The 15,051-nt window shown below is 35.8% G+C and carries 15 protein-coding genes and 1 pseudogene; 2 read left to right on the top strand and 14 right to left on the bottom strand.

Annotated elements, in window-relative coordinates; genetic code table 11:
* Positions 1-41 precede the first annotated feature (41 nt).
* From ACYU0V_RS06980 to ACYU0V_RS06965, 4 genes are all read right to left on the bottom strand, one after another.
* Complete coding sequence (locus ACYU0V_RS06980) at positions 42-500, bottom strand: hypothetical protein (RefSeq protein ID WP_199112818.1); 459 nt, start codon at positions 498-500, stop codon at positions 42-44.
* Positions 501-807: 307 nt separating this feature from the next.
* Positions 808-1,077 (bottom strand): hypothetical protein, encoded by a 270-nt coding sequence (locus tag ACYU0V_RS06975; protein ID WP_017386729.1) that lies wholly within the window; start codon positions 1,075-1,077, stop codon positions 808-810.
* Positions 1,078-1,346: 269 nt separating this feature from the next.
* A complete protein-coding gene (locus ACYU0V_RS06970; RefSeq protein ID WP_005068687.1) occupies positions 1,347-1,721 on the bottom strand; it encodes a TonB C-terminal domain-containing protein in 375 nt (124 codons plus the stop codon).
* A gap of 151 nt (positions 1,722-1,872) precedes the next feature.
* The gene (locus ACYU0V_RS06965; RefSeq protein ID WP_005068685.1) at positions 1,873-2,103 is read right to left on the bottom strand and encodes a hypothetical protein; all 231 of its coding nucleotides are present in this window, start codon (positions 2,101-2,103) and stop codon (positions 1,873-1,875) included.
* Positions 2,104-2,368: 265 nt separating this feature from the next.
* On the opposite strand from ACYU0V_RS06965, the gene ACYU0V_RS06960 reads away from it, so the two are divergent.
* A complete protein-coding gene (locus ACYU0V_RS06960; RefSeq protein WP_461849543.1) occupies positions 2,369-3,091 on the top strand; it encodes a type 1 glutamine amidotransferase in 723 nt (240 codons plus the stop codon).
* Positions 3,092-3,204: 113 nt separating this feature from the next.
* Entirely contained in the window at positions 3,205-3,720 is a 516-nt protein-coding gene (locus ACYU0V_RS06955) for a hypothetical protein (RefSeq protein ID WP_461849541.1), read from the top strand.
* A gap of 60 nt (positions 3,721-3,780) precedes the next feature.
* Here the strand turns inward: ACYU0V_RS06955 and ACYU0V_RS06950 are convergent.
* The 10 genes and pseudogenes from ACYU0V_RS06950 to pepN all read right to left on the bottom strand — a co-directional run.
* Positions 3,781-3,921 (bottom strand): annotated as a pseudogene (locus tag ACYU0V_RS06950) (TetR/AcrR family transcriptional regulator); the annotation flags it as partial.
* Positions 3,922-3,935: 14 nt separating this feature from the next.
* On the bottom strand, positions 3,936-4,493 hold the full coding sequence (locus ACYU0V_RS06945) for a chorismate mutase (RefSeq protein ID WP_461849539.1): 558 nt from the start codon (positions 4,491-4,493) through the stop codon (positions 3,936-3,938).
* A gap of 77 nt (positions 4,494-4,570) precedes the next feature.
* Complete coding sequence (locus ACYU0V_RS06940; protein WP_461849537.1) at positions 4,571-5,254, bottom strand: SDR family NAD(P)-dependent oxidoreductase; 684 nt, start codon at positions 5,252-5,254, stop codon at positions 4,571-4,573.
* Between the two features lie 9 nt (positions 5,255-5,263).
* A complete protein-coding gene (locus ACYU0V_RS06935) occupies positions 5,264-6,025 on the bottom strand; it encodes an SDR family NAD(P)-dependent oxidoreductase (RefSeq protein WP_461849535.1) in 762 nt (253 codons plus the stop codon).
* Positions 6,026-6,032: 7 nt separating this feature from the next.
* Positions 6,033-6,719, bottom strand: a complete 687-nt coding sequence (locus ACYU0V_RS06930; RefSeq protein ID WP_461849534.1) for a glutathione S-transferase — start codon at positions 6,717-6,719, stop codon at positions 6,033-6,035.
* A gap of 226 nt (positions 6,720-6,945) precedes the next feature.
* Entirely contained in the window at positions 6,946-7,968 is a 1,023-nt protein-coding gene (locus ACYU0V_RS06925) for a Csu type fimbrial protein (protein ID WP_342063809.1), read from the bottom strand.
* Positions 7,959-10,418 carry a fimbria/pilus outer membrane usher protein gene (locus tag ACYU0V_RS06920; protein ID WP_461849532.1) on the bottom strand — a complete coding sequence of 820 codons (2,460 nt, stop codon included), beginning with the start codon at positions 10,416-10,418 and terminating at the stop codon, positions 7,959-7,961. The genes ACYU0V_RS06925 and ACYU0V_RS06920 overlap by 10 nt, the downstream gene beginning before the upstream one ends.
* 9 nt (positions 10,419-10,427) lie before the next feature.
* Entirely contained in the window at positions 10,428-11,132 is a 705-nt protein-coding gene (locus ACYU0V_RS06915; RefSeq protein ID WP_032052243.1) for a fimbrial biogenesis chaperone, read from the bottom strand.
* A gap of 73 nt (positions 11,133-11,205) precedes the next feature.
* Positions 11,206-11,736, bottom strand: coding sequence for a Csu type fimbrial protein (locus tag ACYU0V_RS06910; protein ID WP_017385393.1), 531 nt, complete (start codon positions 11,734-11,736; stop codon positions 11,206-11,208).
* A gap of 584 nt (positions 11,737-12,320) precedes the next feature.
* Positions 12,321-14,927 carry an aminopeptidase N gene (gene pepN / locus ACYU0V_RS06905; RefSeq protein WP_461849530.1) on the bottom strand — a complete coding sequence of 869 codons (2,607 nt, stop codon included), beginning with the start codon at positions 14,925-14,927 and terminating at the stop codon, positions 12,321-12,323.
* Positions 14,928-15,051: the final 124 nt, after the last annotated feature.

Here is a 15,051-nt window from a genome sequence, read left to right as displayed (position 1 = left end):
CTAAATTGTTAGAGATAATTGGCTTATTACTTTTATATATTTTAAGAAGGTAGTTTATTATTTTTAATATAATCATCTGATTTAAAATAATTAACAATCATTTCTGCATTTTCTTCTTTTACAGGTAAAGTAGTTACCGGAATATTTTCATTTCCCATACTAAAGCCTTGAGGGACCAACTGAGAAATAGGAGGAAATTTGGCTTTACCTCCATCAGTGATTCTTTCAATAAATCCTGCAAGCCATAAAATAAACTCACCTTCATTATCAAACTTAGGCATAAGACTAAAATCAATTTTTACCGAGCATTGCTCGATAGGCTTGGTTAAGCAGTCTTCAAAATTAATAAAATTATACTTTAATTTGAATTCAGTACCTTTTATCGCATTACGAATAAGCCCAATCAAACAATTTAAATTTTCTATTACATCATCAGAAAACAAGTTGTCATTTTTAATTTTTTTATAAACCTTATCTGCTATAGCTAGATATTTTGGCATCTTAACCTCCTATCTTCTCATGCGTATATTTATATACTTCTTTAAACTATTATTTTTTTATGTAAGATAGGGTAAAACTCATCAACTAAATGTAAGAAATACAAGGTTTTTGAAAGTTAATAGTAAATTACTTATCAAAAACATTTAAAAATGCGAAACATGCAACATAAAACACCAAAATAAAAGAAGATTTTGAAAAATTTTCTTTCAATTTATTTTTATAGATGAGCAATACTTCCAATACTAACTTACCATCCATTTAAGATGAAGCATGCTTATATAAGATATTAATTTACTAAGATATTTTTTAATTTTTATTGTTTTCAAGGTGATTCAAAATACTACTAATTTTTAAAAACAAATACCCGAAAAGTAGTCCATTAAATATAATAAAAAGACCAACAGTAACCATTTCTTTAGACCACACTTGAATAATGTCTAAATTATCATTTCGAGTTTCAACTTGCCCGTATGACAAAATAAAAGCCAAGCCTAAGACAATTCCAAACAAAATCACAACCCATGCTACAACTGATGTAGTCTTACTTTCTTTAAAAGATTTCTTCACTTCACTCATAATTTTTCTTGATAAATTTCTAGATTTACATATTCTTTTATATTAATTCGCTATGTATTTAAAGTTTTATTTCTTTAACTTTTTGATAAAAATGTTATTAATTTTTATATTTTGTTTATCAAAAAATATTAATTAGTATATTTAATATTTCTGTAACCTCAAAATTTTAAAGTAAATAGTATTAAAGATATTTACAACAAAGGGGCGAATTTAATATAAATAAATGAAAATCCTTTAAATCCGCTCCTCATGTTTAGTAAGATCTTATTTTATTTTACCTGAAATTTAATATTGAATTTTCTTGCTTGTTTTCTTACTTCCGGATTAGATGGTAAAACAAATGGACTTGAACGCCAGATAGCTTTTTCAATACTTGTTTTAAATTTTTGCTCTTCTTTATCTAAAAAGATAATTTGCTCAATTTCGCCAGTATCCGTTAAAAAGACTTTAACGCTTGCACTCATACCTGTAGAAGACTTGGGAATATCCCATGTTTTATAAATTTTCTTTTGATATTGTTTTTTATATTTTTCAGCCTCTGAAATAATTTTATTATCTGCCACTGGCGCAGGAGTGACTTGTTTGTGACCTGTAGCACACCCAACTAACAAAAATAAAGAAGCAACAATAGTGAAGTTTTTCATTTAAAATACCTTATTTTCAATAACTAAAATTTAACAGTTTAGAGTTTAAAAAACCACCCAAAAGGTTGTATTAATCATTAATTATTATGAGTTAGCAAAGGTGTGAGGCCACCTTTGCTCTTCCCTTTTTTTAGTTAATATTTTATTTTCATTAAAAAGGAACTTCATAACGAAAATTTAGATTTGAATTTTCTGATATATTTATATTATAGACATCTCGATCAGTGAAAATCCCATGTTCAGGTGTTTTAAAACTATTAAAAGCTTTATTCTCTGGAACTATTGGAGGTTTATTCAAATAATTTTCTTGAGAATTATATGGAGATGAAGCACAGCCAATCAGCCCAAAACCCAATAAAGATATAACTAAAAATGTCTTCATAAATTTTGTCCACTTTGATAAAAGCTACACAATTTAACAAATTGAACTGCCATTGTCACATCAGAATAATTTAGTTTAACTTAACAATAAATATATCGTATGTATTTAAAAAACAAATATTAATTTTAACTTCGATAAAAACAAATAAAGCTGGCCCATATAAGTTTTCAAAACTGGATGTATTAAAGGCCCTATTCTACTTTTAATATTTCCTTGATTTTTAACCAATGATCGACCTATTAATGTTTAGATTTTAAGGATTGTTATGCGGCTACATTTTATTGTTCATGAAGATTTTGAAGCGCCTGGCGCATATGAAATTTGGGGCAAAATGAATAACTTCAAAATTACCTATTCAAGACTGTATTTAAATGAAGTTTTGCCAACTTCTGTTGAAGATATCGACTTTTTTATTGTAATGGGTGGCCCACAAAGTCCCGATACTACATTAGATATGTGCCCTCACTTTAATTCATTAGCCGAACAAGTAATCATTAAAAAAGCAATTGAAGCAAATAAAGTGGTTATTGGGGTATGCCTAGGATCTCAATTGATCGGTGAAGCTTTGGGCGCCAAATTTGAACATAGCCCTGAGCGAGAAATTGGTAAGTTTCCAATTATGCTTACAGAATATGGAATAACACATTCTAAGTTTTCTCACTTAGGAAAAATGACCGAAGTTGGCCATTGGCATAACGACATGCCAGGCTTAACTCCCAACGCAAAAATTATTGCTTTTAGCGCAGGGTGCCCACGACAGATTATTGAATATTCCAAATTAGTTTATGGCCTACAATGTCATATGGAATTAACTTCAGAAGTAGTTGAATTACTGATTCAACATTCAGAAGTCGAGTTAAATGATGCTCACAATTATAAATTTGTGAATACTCGTGAAGAATTACGGAAGCATGACTATCAAGAAATGAATCAAAACCTCTTTATTTTTCTGGATAAATTGAAAGAAGAATATTCAAATGGATCTTAAAAAAATGAGTGTAAAAAGCCTTTTTAAATTGGCTTTTACACTCCGCTACAGATCTTATTATTTACCAGTTGATCAAGCATACTTGAAGTCAAACCTTCAAAAATTAAATTTTAATGTTACAATACAGTGGTTTACTCAATTTCAATTGGACTCCCAAAGAAATGAATAGATTTTTATTAACTTTTTTATCTTTAAATATTGGGCTTTTTTCTTCTTCCACTTTTGCTAAAACAAACACATTTCAAACCAAACAAGAATATAACCGCCCTAGATTTAATCAGCATAAAAGTATGCTTGAAGTAAATGCTAACACTCAGAACCATCAGCTGACTGAACAACAAAATTCATTTAATTCTCCTCATTCTCAAAACGTAGATTTTTTTGAAATTGCAAAACAATATCAAGAAAATGAAGCAAAGCCTTCTTCGTTTACTGATGAAACAGTGAATATGAGCGATCATGAGCGTAGTCTTTATTACATTAGACATCATGATAATGTGGGTATTCAAAGAGAAATTCGTGGTCAACAGTTTAAATCGCTAAAACAACAGCGAGATAAAGGTGTTATTTCTAATGATGTATATAAAGAAAAGGTCTACAAAATCTTAAATCAACCTAACTTTAAATAAGTTTGAAGCCCTCCTCGGAGGGCTTTTTTATAAGAATTAAACCTTAGAGTACTAACCAATCTAAGCGAGCGTCGACATAAAATATTCTAATAATTTATCTCTTTCATCGATCTTATTTGCACTTAAAAGCTGAATCATTGCCCCATCAATCACAAACAAAAACATGTAGGCATCTTCGACTGTAGCGGTAACTTTTACGGTTATAATTATTGTTTTCAGTCTTTTAACTTAATTTTATTTAGTGCCACACATAAAGCTTTTTTGTCAGCGTCTTTAAGTTGAGGATGCTGAACAGGCCACATATAGCTACAGCCATGAGGCTCTTTGTTATGATTTTTCTTAAGTTCATAAGCGATATTTTTTAGAAGCTCAGTGTTTAGAGAACTAATTTTTAAACGTACTTCAGATAAATCTTGCGGCTTCCAATTGCTTTCTGGACTCGATAACCAATCTGCGCGATAGCGATACTGAATGGCCTTGGCAACATTCATTTGCGTCACAATAAATGGCTTTACTGTTTCGCTATTTAAACCTAAAGATTCGGCTTCAGAAAGTGATTGATCCAGAACTTTCTTTTCTTGAGTTAAATCTTCAATAGGTAAATGCTGCTCTGCTTTATAACCTGCTACATCTTTCATATAAGCTAAACGCTCGTTAACTAAACGAGCAGTTTGAGTGTATTGTGAAGCTTGCGCGAGTGAAGAAAAACACATAAAAGCTGCCAAGGTCGACACTACTTGAACAGCTCGCTGAAAACTCTTTATATTCACCATTTAAAACCTACTGAAGTTATTGTTCTGTCGTCATTCCAGCTCAGTACTGTATTTCAAGAACATGTGAAAGTAAAACTTCAAGATAGGCTGAGTTCTTGGCTCCATGCAGAATCAGGTTGCTGATAGATGTGTTGGCATACTTGCTTGAGAGATGAGGTAAAGTGCTGGTTTTGCCCCTCCCATTTTTCAATCATGCAATAACTAACATGAATGCCTTTAGGTTGAAACTCTCTGGCTAAGGACTGTGCTAAAGCACGGATGCTTGCAAACATGCTTTGGCTTAACACATCGTAATGGGTCGAATGATTAGAGGGTGCGCCAAGAAAAATAACTGTGCCCCGCTGTTGTTTAAGCATAGGTTTAATCACAGCTTGAGCGACACTTACTGCACTTAAACCTGTGGTCTGCCAACTGTGTTCAATCTCTTCTAAAGATAAAGCTTCAATATTGGGCGAAGATGAAAAACTCGGCTGAAATACACAGAGTTCAATGGTATGCCCGTGTTTTGAAATATAACGCAATAAGCATTTTAAGTGATCTGCATTCACTAAATTTAAATGTACTGCTGTCACGCCATCATTTACAGAATGGACCTGCATATTTTGCACGGTTGAATCATGCACAACTTGATAAAGATGTAATGGAAAATGTGCATTTTTATCTAGAATTACAAAATCACGCTCAATCAGTTGAAGGTCATGACCAGCCACTACAACACAGCCCTGCTTTTTTTGAAATTTTTGGAATATTTTTTTTAGCATTTTAGTCTCTCAAAATTTTTCTTGATATGGGCGTAAATCCAACTCATGTGTCCAGAGCTGAGGTGTTTGTTGGTAAAGCATCCAATAATTTTCTGCAACTGCATCAATATTAAGTCCGCCAGTGCCACGCGTAAGACGAGCTAACCGCCCCAGACCAAATAATGCTTTATTCACTCTATCGCCATCGACCATACCATCAATAATCACATGAGCAATATGTATGCTTTGTGGCTTATAGATTTGGGCTAGATTTAAGGCATAAGCTCTTAAGGCAGATTTTCCCATCGTAAAAGCTGCGAAAAAAGGTTTGCCGCGTAGAGACGCACTCGCTCCAGTAAAAATAAGCGTACCGTGATTTTGATCTTTAAAGATTTTTAGACAGCTTTGAGAAACTAAATAGGCCGATAAAAAAGTGGATTGCCACATTTGAGTAAAAAATGACAATGGGCTGCGTAAAAAAATGGAAGGAATATTTCCTCCCACATTATGAATGACAGCAGTAATACGCTCATTTTGACTTGTAATAGTGTCAAACAAGGCCTGTACTTGGTGTATATCTTCTGCATCTAAACGAAACGCGACAACCTCTCCACCATTGGAATGAATTTGAGCAGCCACTGCTTCAATTTTCTGGAAAGTACGTCCAGCAATATAGACTTTTAAGCCTTCTTTGGCGAAAAGACGACACACCGCTGCACCAATACCTTGTGATGCCCCGACGCCAATAACAACCGCACAATCTTGTTTTTTATCTAGTGTTGCTGATGTCATAGACATTTCACCCTGTTTGTTTTTTATACCATAATGCAATAAACGGACGATTCAAAATTTCTTTACTAAATTTTTTACTGGTGCGGATCACTTCACCGAGTTGAGCAACTACAGCAATGTCTGCAATGGTTTGGCTGTTTCCAACTAACCATTCACTTTGTGACAAAACCTGCTCAATACGGTCGAGATGTCGGATAAATTCTTCTTCAACATTTTCAGCTTTCATACGTCCTAAGCCTTGAAAGAATAGCTGCGTTTTTAACTCGGCTAAAATAAAACCTTTTACCAATGGTTTTTCATAAGCTGGACGACCAATGCTACTAATGCGACTCGCTTCTTCTAAAGCTTCCGAATCATTTACTCTTAAATATACTTCATAAAAATAAAGAGACTCATCTGCCCAATCTTCCCAAAGTTCAGCAAGAGCTTTTTGATTTGGATCTTCAGGGTAAAGCCGAGGTGTGTCTGGAAAGGCTTCATCTAGATAGCGCGCGATTCGAGTACTGTCTTGAATCCGTTGCCCGTTATGATCAATGACAGGTACTTTACCCACCTTACTTAGCAGAGGAACTTTCGCTCCAAGAATGCCGTTGTAGTTAACTGTGTCAAATGAAATTCCTTTAAATTTCAGAACTCTTGAAATTTTTTGACAAAATGGAGAAATTTCCCATTGATGCAAAATAATATTCGACATTTATTCACCTTTATTTTTAATTGCCTTTTATCTAGTTCTTTTTTAGAACTAATCAATAAATATACAGAATGCTTTTTTAAGTCAAACTATTTTTGATGACGAACAAGTTCCGAAAGCTAAGAATTATTTGATTTTTATTATTTATATCTTAACAATTTTTAAGCAATATACTTTGAATTATAGGGAGCTCTGCTATAAAAAGAGCTCCACATATAAATTTGAAAGATTAATAAGTCACCGTAACGACAACACTATCAGAATAGACACCAGGTCTACTTGCAATGGCAGTACCTTGAGGAATCTTCCCATAAACTGTAGTCGTTTGAGCACTGCCTGTACCTGTTTTTGAGACTCCTCCTGTTCCCCCAACATTGGTTACGCCTCCCGTGGCATCCCATACCGTACTATAGTTAGAATCTTTATATAGCTGATAGGGAATAAATTCATTATTACTATTGCTCATACGCCTAAAACCCCCAGCTATACGGTTATTGCCGTCCCCTAAATAAATACTGTATGGCGTTCCAAAGTTACAGGTCGTATTCACGGCCCCTTGCGCTGTGTAATCACGCTTAGTCGTACCAATGTCATTAATATCGCCGAAATCTACAGTTGAGGTTGAGTTTAATTGACACAAACTTGGTACTACAAAGTTCGCAGTTAAAGTTACACTTCCAGAGTCCCAGCTGAGTAGATCACCTAAACATAACACCGCTAGAAGATCCATATCCCAAAATAGTTGAACCGTAGCTGTATAGGTCCCTTGAGGGTAGGCAATGAGCGATCCTGTACGTGCGGGTACTTTTACATTTACCGAGTAATTAAGAATATTATTTGAAGCAAGTGTTACCACTGGACCATACCAAACATTGGAGGTTTGGTTGGTGGTAGAGGAACCTGCCCCACCTACAGTTGCAGTGACCGTATATGGTAAAGTTACACTATTATTCGCAGTGGTTGCTCCTGTAAATACTGTCTTCATACACATAAATGGAGATATCTGAGGTATTATTCCTCCATTCGTGCAAGTAATTGTTCCTGAAAGGTTTACGGTTGCATCACTATTAATATTTGCTGCTGTGTAGATAAAAGTGTTATTTGTGGTTCCACTTACCGTACAAGCTGCATGTGCCGGACTAAAAAATGCATAAACAAGATAAAATAAGCAAATGCCTACAAAATACTTTAAAAACAATGGAAAAAACTTATAGCTCTCTATTTGAGCCTTATTCATAATATTTAATGACATACATAAGGTCCCAATTTTTTAGTTGAGTACTGATTACTGTTATATATGAAGTCAACTTGGCAGGAGCCATGATCTAGAAGATCAACTTCAAGTTTGTTTTGCTTTAATAGGTTTGGAATAAACACTTCACCGTCATACCCAACCATCCCATCTTGCTGACCATTAATTCGAACCCTATAACCCGGCATTAACGGTGAATTATTTTCATCAACCAGTTTCACTAATCCAGAAATGACCTGATGAGCACCGAAGTCAACCAAAGTTCCTTGACGGTAACCCACGACTGTTTTTTGATCTGTAGATTTAACATTCCAATTCAGAGGAAGATACGATGGATCTAAATAAATATGGTTCACTTGATATGGCATGAGACTAGGAATCAGAAATCTTCCAGACTTATCGGTTTCTCCCAAATTGACCCCGCCATTTATAATTTGGCTTTGTGGTCCGGCATTAGTTACGACCGCATAGCCGTCTCCAATTTCATTGGCCGCAAAGATACGTCCCGCTGCCGCAACCAATGATCCTGTCGCCGAAACTGCAACCTGATCATTATCTCCAAATCGGTTATAGCGTCCTGTCAGGTAAGCAGCACGGGCACGGTAAGAGGCATAAATCGAGGCATTATTTTCATGTGCATCCTGATCTCGCTCAACATAACCACCCCAGCCAAATGAACCAATTTGTGGTTCTGATAATCCGAATATTTCTTGACGATACCGTAGGCTACCGCTGTCACTAGATACACTCGTGATCGCATTCACTTTACTGGACGGGGTATATCTCAGCGCAAAGTAAATACCATAGTCCTTATGGTTTTCATAATCTTTATAAGCTGACGCATAAAAGCCCCAGTTCTTGTCCAGACTTCCACTTAAATTGGTAGACAGTAACTTGTAAGAGTTGTCGCTATATTTAATCTGGTTATAGCCCAGATAAACCCCATAGCCTGCATAAAAGTTATAGTTAATCCCTGCCCTGAAAATCTCATCTGCCAATGCGCTGTAGTTCAGGTAGTTCTGTGACTCGGCATTAATCTGGTTATCTTTTAAATATCTCACTTGAGACACACGGGCTAGGTCAAAATAGTTATTAAATACTTTGCGGTAACTGGTGTTAAATGAAATGTTCTTACTGATGCGCCCTTCCAAACCCAGCAAGGCAGAATAGCCGTTTTCATCTTTATACTGGCTCGCTGCAATGTCGGCATTGATCACGCCAATCCCCAAAACATTTTTGGCAAATCCTGTGCCGAGATTCGACAGGCCATCTGTTGAAGCCTCTGCACCACCGCTTAAGGTCAGTGAGTTACTGTAGCCGTATCGGATCGCACCTGATGCAAAGGTGGCATCATCATAATCGTTTGAATAGAGTCCATAGTTGTAGCGTGGAACCCCCACATCTACTGAAAACTCATTAATGCCTTTTGCCAGAATCTTCGATGAAAAATAGTACGGCTTTTTGGTAATGCTCTGCTGACCCGTTGCATCGGTAGTCACCAGTGTGACTTCATTTCCTGAAATAAACGGAAGCTGTTTAATATCAAATGGACCTGATGGCACTAACCCCGAATAAATCTTTTGCTGGTTGACGTATAAATCCAAGGTTGAAGGCAGTGCTGCCGAGCCGGAGAATTGCGGGAGTGCCGAAGTGACAATATCACCGCGTTGACTATAAGCACTCGACCATTGGAAACCAGCCAGACGGACACTGCTTCCCCAGTCAGGACTATTGGAAATAAAGTCCCCTAGGGTATATATCCTGATCTTCTCAGGGTCGACATATTGCCACTTAGTTTCCAGTCGTACCCACTTTTCATGGCTATAGCTAGTTTCATTACTACCGTTATATAAAACCCCTGAAGAAAAGTTACCAATTGCACTGTTAAAAATACCCTCAGCCGTACCTGAGAAAACATTCTCATCATTGGTTATGGTGTTATACAGACTGTAATTCAGAATGGCTGCGTTTAAAGGTTTCATCTTTAGCAAATTCGGGCTAGTGATCTGCTGACCATTGAGGTCCACTGCATAGCCTGTCAACATATCCGATGGAACTTTTAAGTTTAAAGACTGCTCATTCTCTAGATATTTAAACTGGATTCCGTTTAGATCATTAATACACACCCACTGGTTATCTGGGATATGTTCATCCATTTTTATTCTTAATTTTTTTAAAGTACCAGATCGAATATATAGTTTCCCATCCTTAGATTGCTTTACAGCCACCAAATCTTCAGAAGCATTTGAGTTAATCGAAATATTTAAAAATAGATGAATGAAATTAAGATCTTGCTCCTGCTCATTCGTTCCTACTTTTGTATATTTACTATCGTTACCTACAGATTTAGGAACACTGGGAACTGCAGTATTCGTATAATCTAGTAACTGTTCGGCAAAAGAATATGCAGGAAAATACGCAACACATAAGACACCTATAATGTATTTCATATAAGCCTCTTAAAGTGTGGTTTTCTTACCATTAACTGTTAGAGATACGCTGTATTTATGATTTGGTTGGTAGGTAAAGTTACTAATCGAGTAACTTTTCGACTTCTCCGCAAGAATATAACCATTCACAGTATTTACTTTAATGGGATAACTTTTATTGGCAGTTGTATCAACAAGCGTTAGACTATTTAACAGCGCATGTCGGTTACCTATATTGCTAATATTTAAAGAAGGTGTGTTCTGGTTAACATCAATTTTCCAACTCAGTTTGGTAATCGCATCTTTATTGACGACAAATACAGGTAATGATGAGCGAAGTAATACATTTACTCCCTGAGCTGCTTTACGGCTATCAATTGGTTTGGGTAACTCATCAATAATAATACGATAAGTTTTTTCACCAGAAATAGGTTCCGGGTTAATTCTAACTACACGTAAGTTATAAGAGTCACTAGGTTGTAGTTTTAAAAATGGTGGACTAACTACAATCTCATCCGTAGGGATTAATTGATCTTGCCCAGCATTTTGTCTCCACTCAAATACACGCACCTGCAAATCAGCGCTTTCATTTGACTGGTTATATAAACTAATTGAAGCAGCATTTTGATTACTTAATATTTCTACATTTACAGGTGAAAGACGGATTGTTGCGGCGTTAATAGAGCTAGATAAAGATAAGAATAATCCCGTAATAATAAAAATATTTTTTTTCATGATTTGCTCAAATATAACTTTTTTAATGTATTAGCCCTTTCAAAAGGGCTAACGTAATTCTAATTTATGCAAATTAATAAGTTACCGTTACAGTCACACTGTCAACATAGCTACCTGCACTTGGTAAAGTTGTTCCTGCAGGAATACGACCATATACATTTACAGTTTGAACATTACCCGTTCCGGTTCCACTGTAGGCTGTCGTTGCAATACCAATTGCTGTGGCACGTCCCGTGTCAGAGAAAAGGTTGTAAGGAATATATTCGTTGCTAGTCGCCCCGCCGATCATGCGACGTTGGGTTGATAAAACATTCTGACCACCATCAAATGACAAAGTCCATGGCACAGTATTATTACAAAGGACTTTAATTGAGGTACCACCAGTTGTTGTGGTATCTGCATCAACATTGCCAGCAAGTGAACTTAATGTACCAAAATCTAAAACGGCATTTGTTGTCGTGCCAGTTGCAGAGGTATTCAATACACAACTATTCGTTACTGTTGCTCTAACAGTTAATGTACCTGTTGCTGTAGCTGCATTTGCCGCATTGAGAGAAAATACTCCTGCAACAACTGCTGATAAATAAATAAAAGTCTTTTTCATGGCCAAAACCTTTTAAACTAAATTATCGAATTAATAGATATAAAAAATTTAACCCTTATTCTTACAATCATTTTTATTTGACTGCTCTTTTAAAGCTTATTTTTTTATCCTACTTTCCAACATAATACATAAAAATAAATAAAATGCATGTTCACGTTATTATTTTAATTTCTAATCAATAAAACAAATTTACCTAAACCTATCTTACGGATACAAAAAAACAATAATTACAAAATTTAAGTTTTTGATTTAAATAATTTTAATAAAATTTAAAAAAAATTTATTTATTTAAATTTAAATAAATATGTCAAAAAATTATCAAACTTTATGAAATTAAATTCTATTTACATAAGTACTTAGTTATTTCCTGACTATACTTTTAATGGTAATTTTATATTATTACTTAAAAGTTTATCTCCAACAAAGTATTCAAGATTATAATTTATATAAAAATAAAATGATAAAACTTGATCTACACATGAACTATAACAAGGATAGTTTTATTTATTTTAAATCTTGAAGAGCTATGAGATATAAAAAAATAAAGGCCTCTTTAGAGACCTTTATTTAGTAAGTTTAAATAATTAAACGCTCAGCATGCTATTTAAGGTTTCAGAAACATTTTTCGATTTCACTTTAGGCTGCAATGCTTTTAAAGCTTGTTGTACTTGAGTGCGCTGAGGCTCTGCAAGCGTATACCAGCGAGATAACACCTGTAACAGACGTGAACCTAAAATCGGGTTTTTCTCGTCAAGATATTCTGCAAGGTTAATAAAGTGAGCGACACCAAAGCCCCAAGTATTTTCAGGATTATTTGATAATCCGCCACTTACCGCACGAATACGGTTTGGAGTTGTTAAATCATAGTCGGGATGTTGAGTTAAGTACTCGATTGTTTCTGTTGTGGCATTTGGGTTTGCAGCTTGAATCATAAACCACTGATCTAAAGACAAGGCTTCATCTTTAAAGCGGTCATAGAAATCAGCAAGTGCCTCTTGAGCTTGAGGCGCATTTTGCCAAACCAATACACGTAGCGCACCTAAACGCTCAGACATATTGCCTGTGTTTTGGTATTGAACATGCGCTAATTCAAATGCACTTTGATCACCCTGACGAGCCATCATCATCAACATGATATTTTTTAATGCACGTACACCCATGGCTAAAGAGAATTCTTTTTGCAAGTCTGGGTCAAGTGTAAAGTAGGTATCTTTCCAAAACGCACCCAACTCTTGTGCCAAACGATTCAGTAAAGCTTCACGTTTTACATGAATATCGGCTGGTGCATAGTTCTGATCAATACGACTACCCAAATAACCTTCACTTGGAACATCAAACAAACGTGATGCTAAAAGCGGGTCGCGGCCAACCAACTCAGGCAATGTGCTTTGAATAGCTTGAATGTAAGCATCTGCAGAATGGTCTTCTAGCAAAATACGTTCAAGTAAGGTTTGTGTTGCTTGCCACTGGTTGAAACCGTTTGTTTCATGTTGAATTAAGAATGCTAATTCTTCATCACTGTAATCAAATACCAGATTTACAGGTGCAGAGAAATTACGTAGTAGTGAAACAACAGGTTGCTCAGTTACCCCTGTAAATTCAATGGTTGCCTCATCTTGGTCAAACAAATACACGCCATCTTTAACATCATTTACGAATAGGCTTTCACTGTGCAATGTATATTGCTCCCCTGTTTTAGCGTTAAAAAGCGCTAAAGCAACAGGAATTGGAACAGCTTTTAAATTCGGATATTTAGGATGCGCTTTTAGGCTTTGTTTAAAGCTTAAACGATAAGTTTGCGCTGCTGCATCATATTCACCTTTTGCTTCAAGTTTTGGCGTACCTGGTTGGTTATACCAAGTTAAAAATGCAGATAAATCGACACCTGAACCTGCAGATAATGCAGCAACCCAGTCTTCTACTGTTACGGCTTGTCCATCATGACGGCGGAAATATTCATCGGTTCCTTGACGGTATTTTTCTTTACCGAGTAAGGTCGACATCATGCGGTTAATTTCCGCACCTTTTTCATAGACTGTCGCTGTATAGAAGTTATTAATTTCTACAAAGTGATCTGGGCGTGGTGGATGCGATAATGGACCAGCATCTTCCGGGAATTGATGCGATTTAAGTACAGCGACATCATCAATACGTTGAACCGCAGCAGATTGTAAATCTTCAGAGAAAGACTGGTCACGGAAAACCGTTAAACCTTCTTTTAAGCACAGCTGGAACCAGTCACGGCACGTAATACGGTTGCCTGTCCAGTTATGGAAATATTCATGCGCAATTACAGACTGTACTCGCATAATCGCTGCGTCAGTTGTATATTCTTCATCGGCAAGCACACATGAAGTATTAAAGATATTTAAACCTTTATTTTCCATTGCACCCATGTTGAACTGGCTCACCGCAACAATCATATAGTTGTCGAGGTCATAAGCACGGCCGTAGTGTTCTTCATCCCAACGCATTGAATGCTTTAAGGCTTCCATCGCGATATGGCATTTTGGAATATCTTTCTCAATGGCATAGATTTCTAAAGCAACATCACGCCCTTCCGAAGTCGTATAACGATCTTTAAGAACAGCTAAATCACCAATAACACAAGCAAACAAATAGCTTGGTTTTTTAGTCGGATCTTGCCAGATCGCAAAGTGGCGGTTTTCACCTACCTCACCTGTTTCAAGCAAATTACCATTGGCAAGTAACACTGGATATTTTTTGTCTGCTTCTACACGTGTCGTAAAGACTGAAAGTACATCTGGACGGTCTGGATAGAAGGTGATTTTACGGAAGCCTTCAGGTTCATTCTGGGTTACAAACAACTCATCTGCTTTATATAAACCTTCAAGCTGAGTATTGGTTTCTGGATGAATAATCACTTGAGTCTGCAAAATGACTTCATCTGGTGCATCAGTGATCACCAGTTGTTCACTGTCGAGTGAATATTGTGCAGGAGTAAGATCTTGACCATTGAGCTGAATAGATTGCAACTCAAGATCACGACCTAATAACACCAAGTCCCCAGCTGTTTGACGCTTCATGACTAATGTTGAATCAACAATTGTTTTGTCATCATATACTTGAATATCAAGATTAATGGATTCAACCAAGAATGAAGGTTTTTGATAATCTTTTAAATAAACTGTTTGATCTGCCTGAACTGGAGGCTGCGCCGCAATATTCATCTTTATTCCTTATATACTTTTCGGAAACCGTAGTACGAATTTTATGAACTTGATCATATACATTCATACATACCGTGTTTGTTTACCTTTATAAAATTAATGGGACTTCATTTATACATTTCAA

Source organism: Acinetobacter sp. X9 (assembly GCF_054889255.1).
The sequence above is the reverse complement of the archived record's forward strand: the minus strand, read 5'-3'. Positions and strand labels throughout refer to the sequence as shown.

Bases quoted from the DNA above. Each gene is read 5' to 3' on its own strand.
- ACYU0V_RS06945 (WP_461849539.1), bottom strand. From the start codon at position 4,493: ATGGTGAATATAAAGAGTTTTCAGCGAGCTGTTCAAGTAGTGTCGACC.
- ACYU0V_RS06960 (WP_461849543.1), top strand. From the start codon at position 2,369: ATGCGGCTACATTTTATTGTTCATGAAGATTTTGAAGCGCCTGGCGCA.
- ACYU0V_RS06980 (WP_199112818.1), bottom strand. From the start codon at position 500: ATGCCAAAATATCTAGCTATAGCAGATAAGGTTTATAAAAAAATTAAA.
- ACYU0V_RS06970 (WP_005068687.1), bottom strand. From the start codon at position 1,721: ATGAAAAACTTCACTATTGTTGCTTCTTTATTTTTGTTAGTTGGGTGT.
- pepN (WP_461849530.1), bottom strand. From the start codon at position 14,927: ATGAATATTGCGGCGCAGCCTCCAGTTCAGGCAGATCAAACAGTTTAT.
- ACYU0V_RS06935 (WP_461849535.1), bottom strand. From the start codon at position 6,025: ATGACATCAGCAACACTAGATAAAAAACAAGATTGTGCGGTTGTTATT.
- ACYU0V_RS06920 (WP_461849532.1), bottom strand. From the start codon at position 10,418: ATGAAATACATTATAGGTGTCTTATGTGTTGCGTATTTTCCTGCATAT.
- ACYU0V_RS06965 (WP_005068685.1), bottom strand. From the start codon at position 2,103: ATGAAGACATTTTTAGTTATATCTTTATTGGGTTTTGGGCTGATTGGC.
- ACYU0V_RS06910 (WP_017385393.1), bottom strand. From the start codon at position 11,736: ATGAAAAAGACTTTTATTTATTTATCAGCAGTTGTTGCAGGAGTATTT.
- ACYU0V_RS06930 (WP_461849534.1), bottom strand. From the start codon at position 6,719: ATGTCGAATATTATTTTGCATCAATGGGAAATTTCTCCATTTTGTCAA.
- ACYU0V_RS06925 (WP_342063809.1), bottom strand. From the start codon at position 7,968: ATGTCATTAAATATTATGAATAAGGCTCAAATAGAGAGCTATAAGTTT.
- ACYU0V_RS06955 (WP_461849541.1), top strand. From the start codon at position 3,205: ATGTTACAATACAGTGGTTTACTCAATTTCAATTGGACTCCCAAAGAA.
- ACYU0V_RS06915 (WP_032052243.1), bottom strand. From the start codon at position 11,132: ATGAAAAAAAATATTTTTATTATTACGGGATTATTCTTATCTTTATCT.
- ACYU0V_RS06975 (WP_017386729.1), bottom strand. From the start codon at position 1,077: ATGAGTGAAGTGAAGAAATCTTTTAAAGAAAGTAAGACTACATCAGTT.
- ACYU0V_RS06940 (WP_461849537.1), bottom strand. From the start codon at position 5,254: ATGCTAAAAAAAATATTCCAAAAATTTCAAAAAAAGCAGGGCTGTGTT.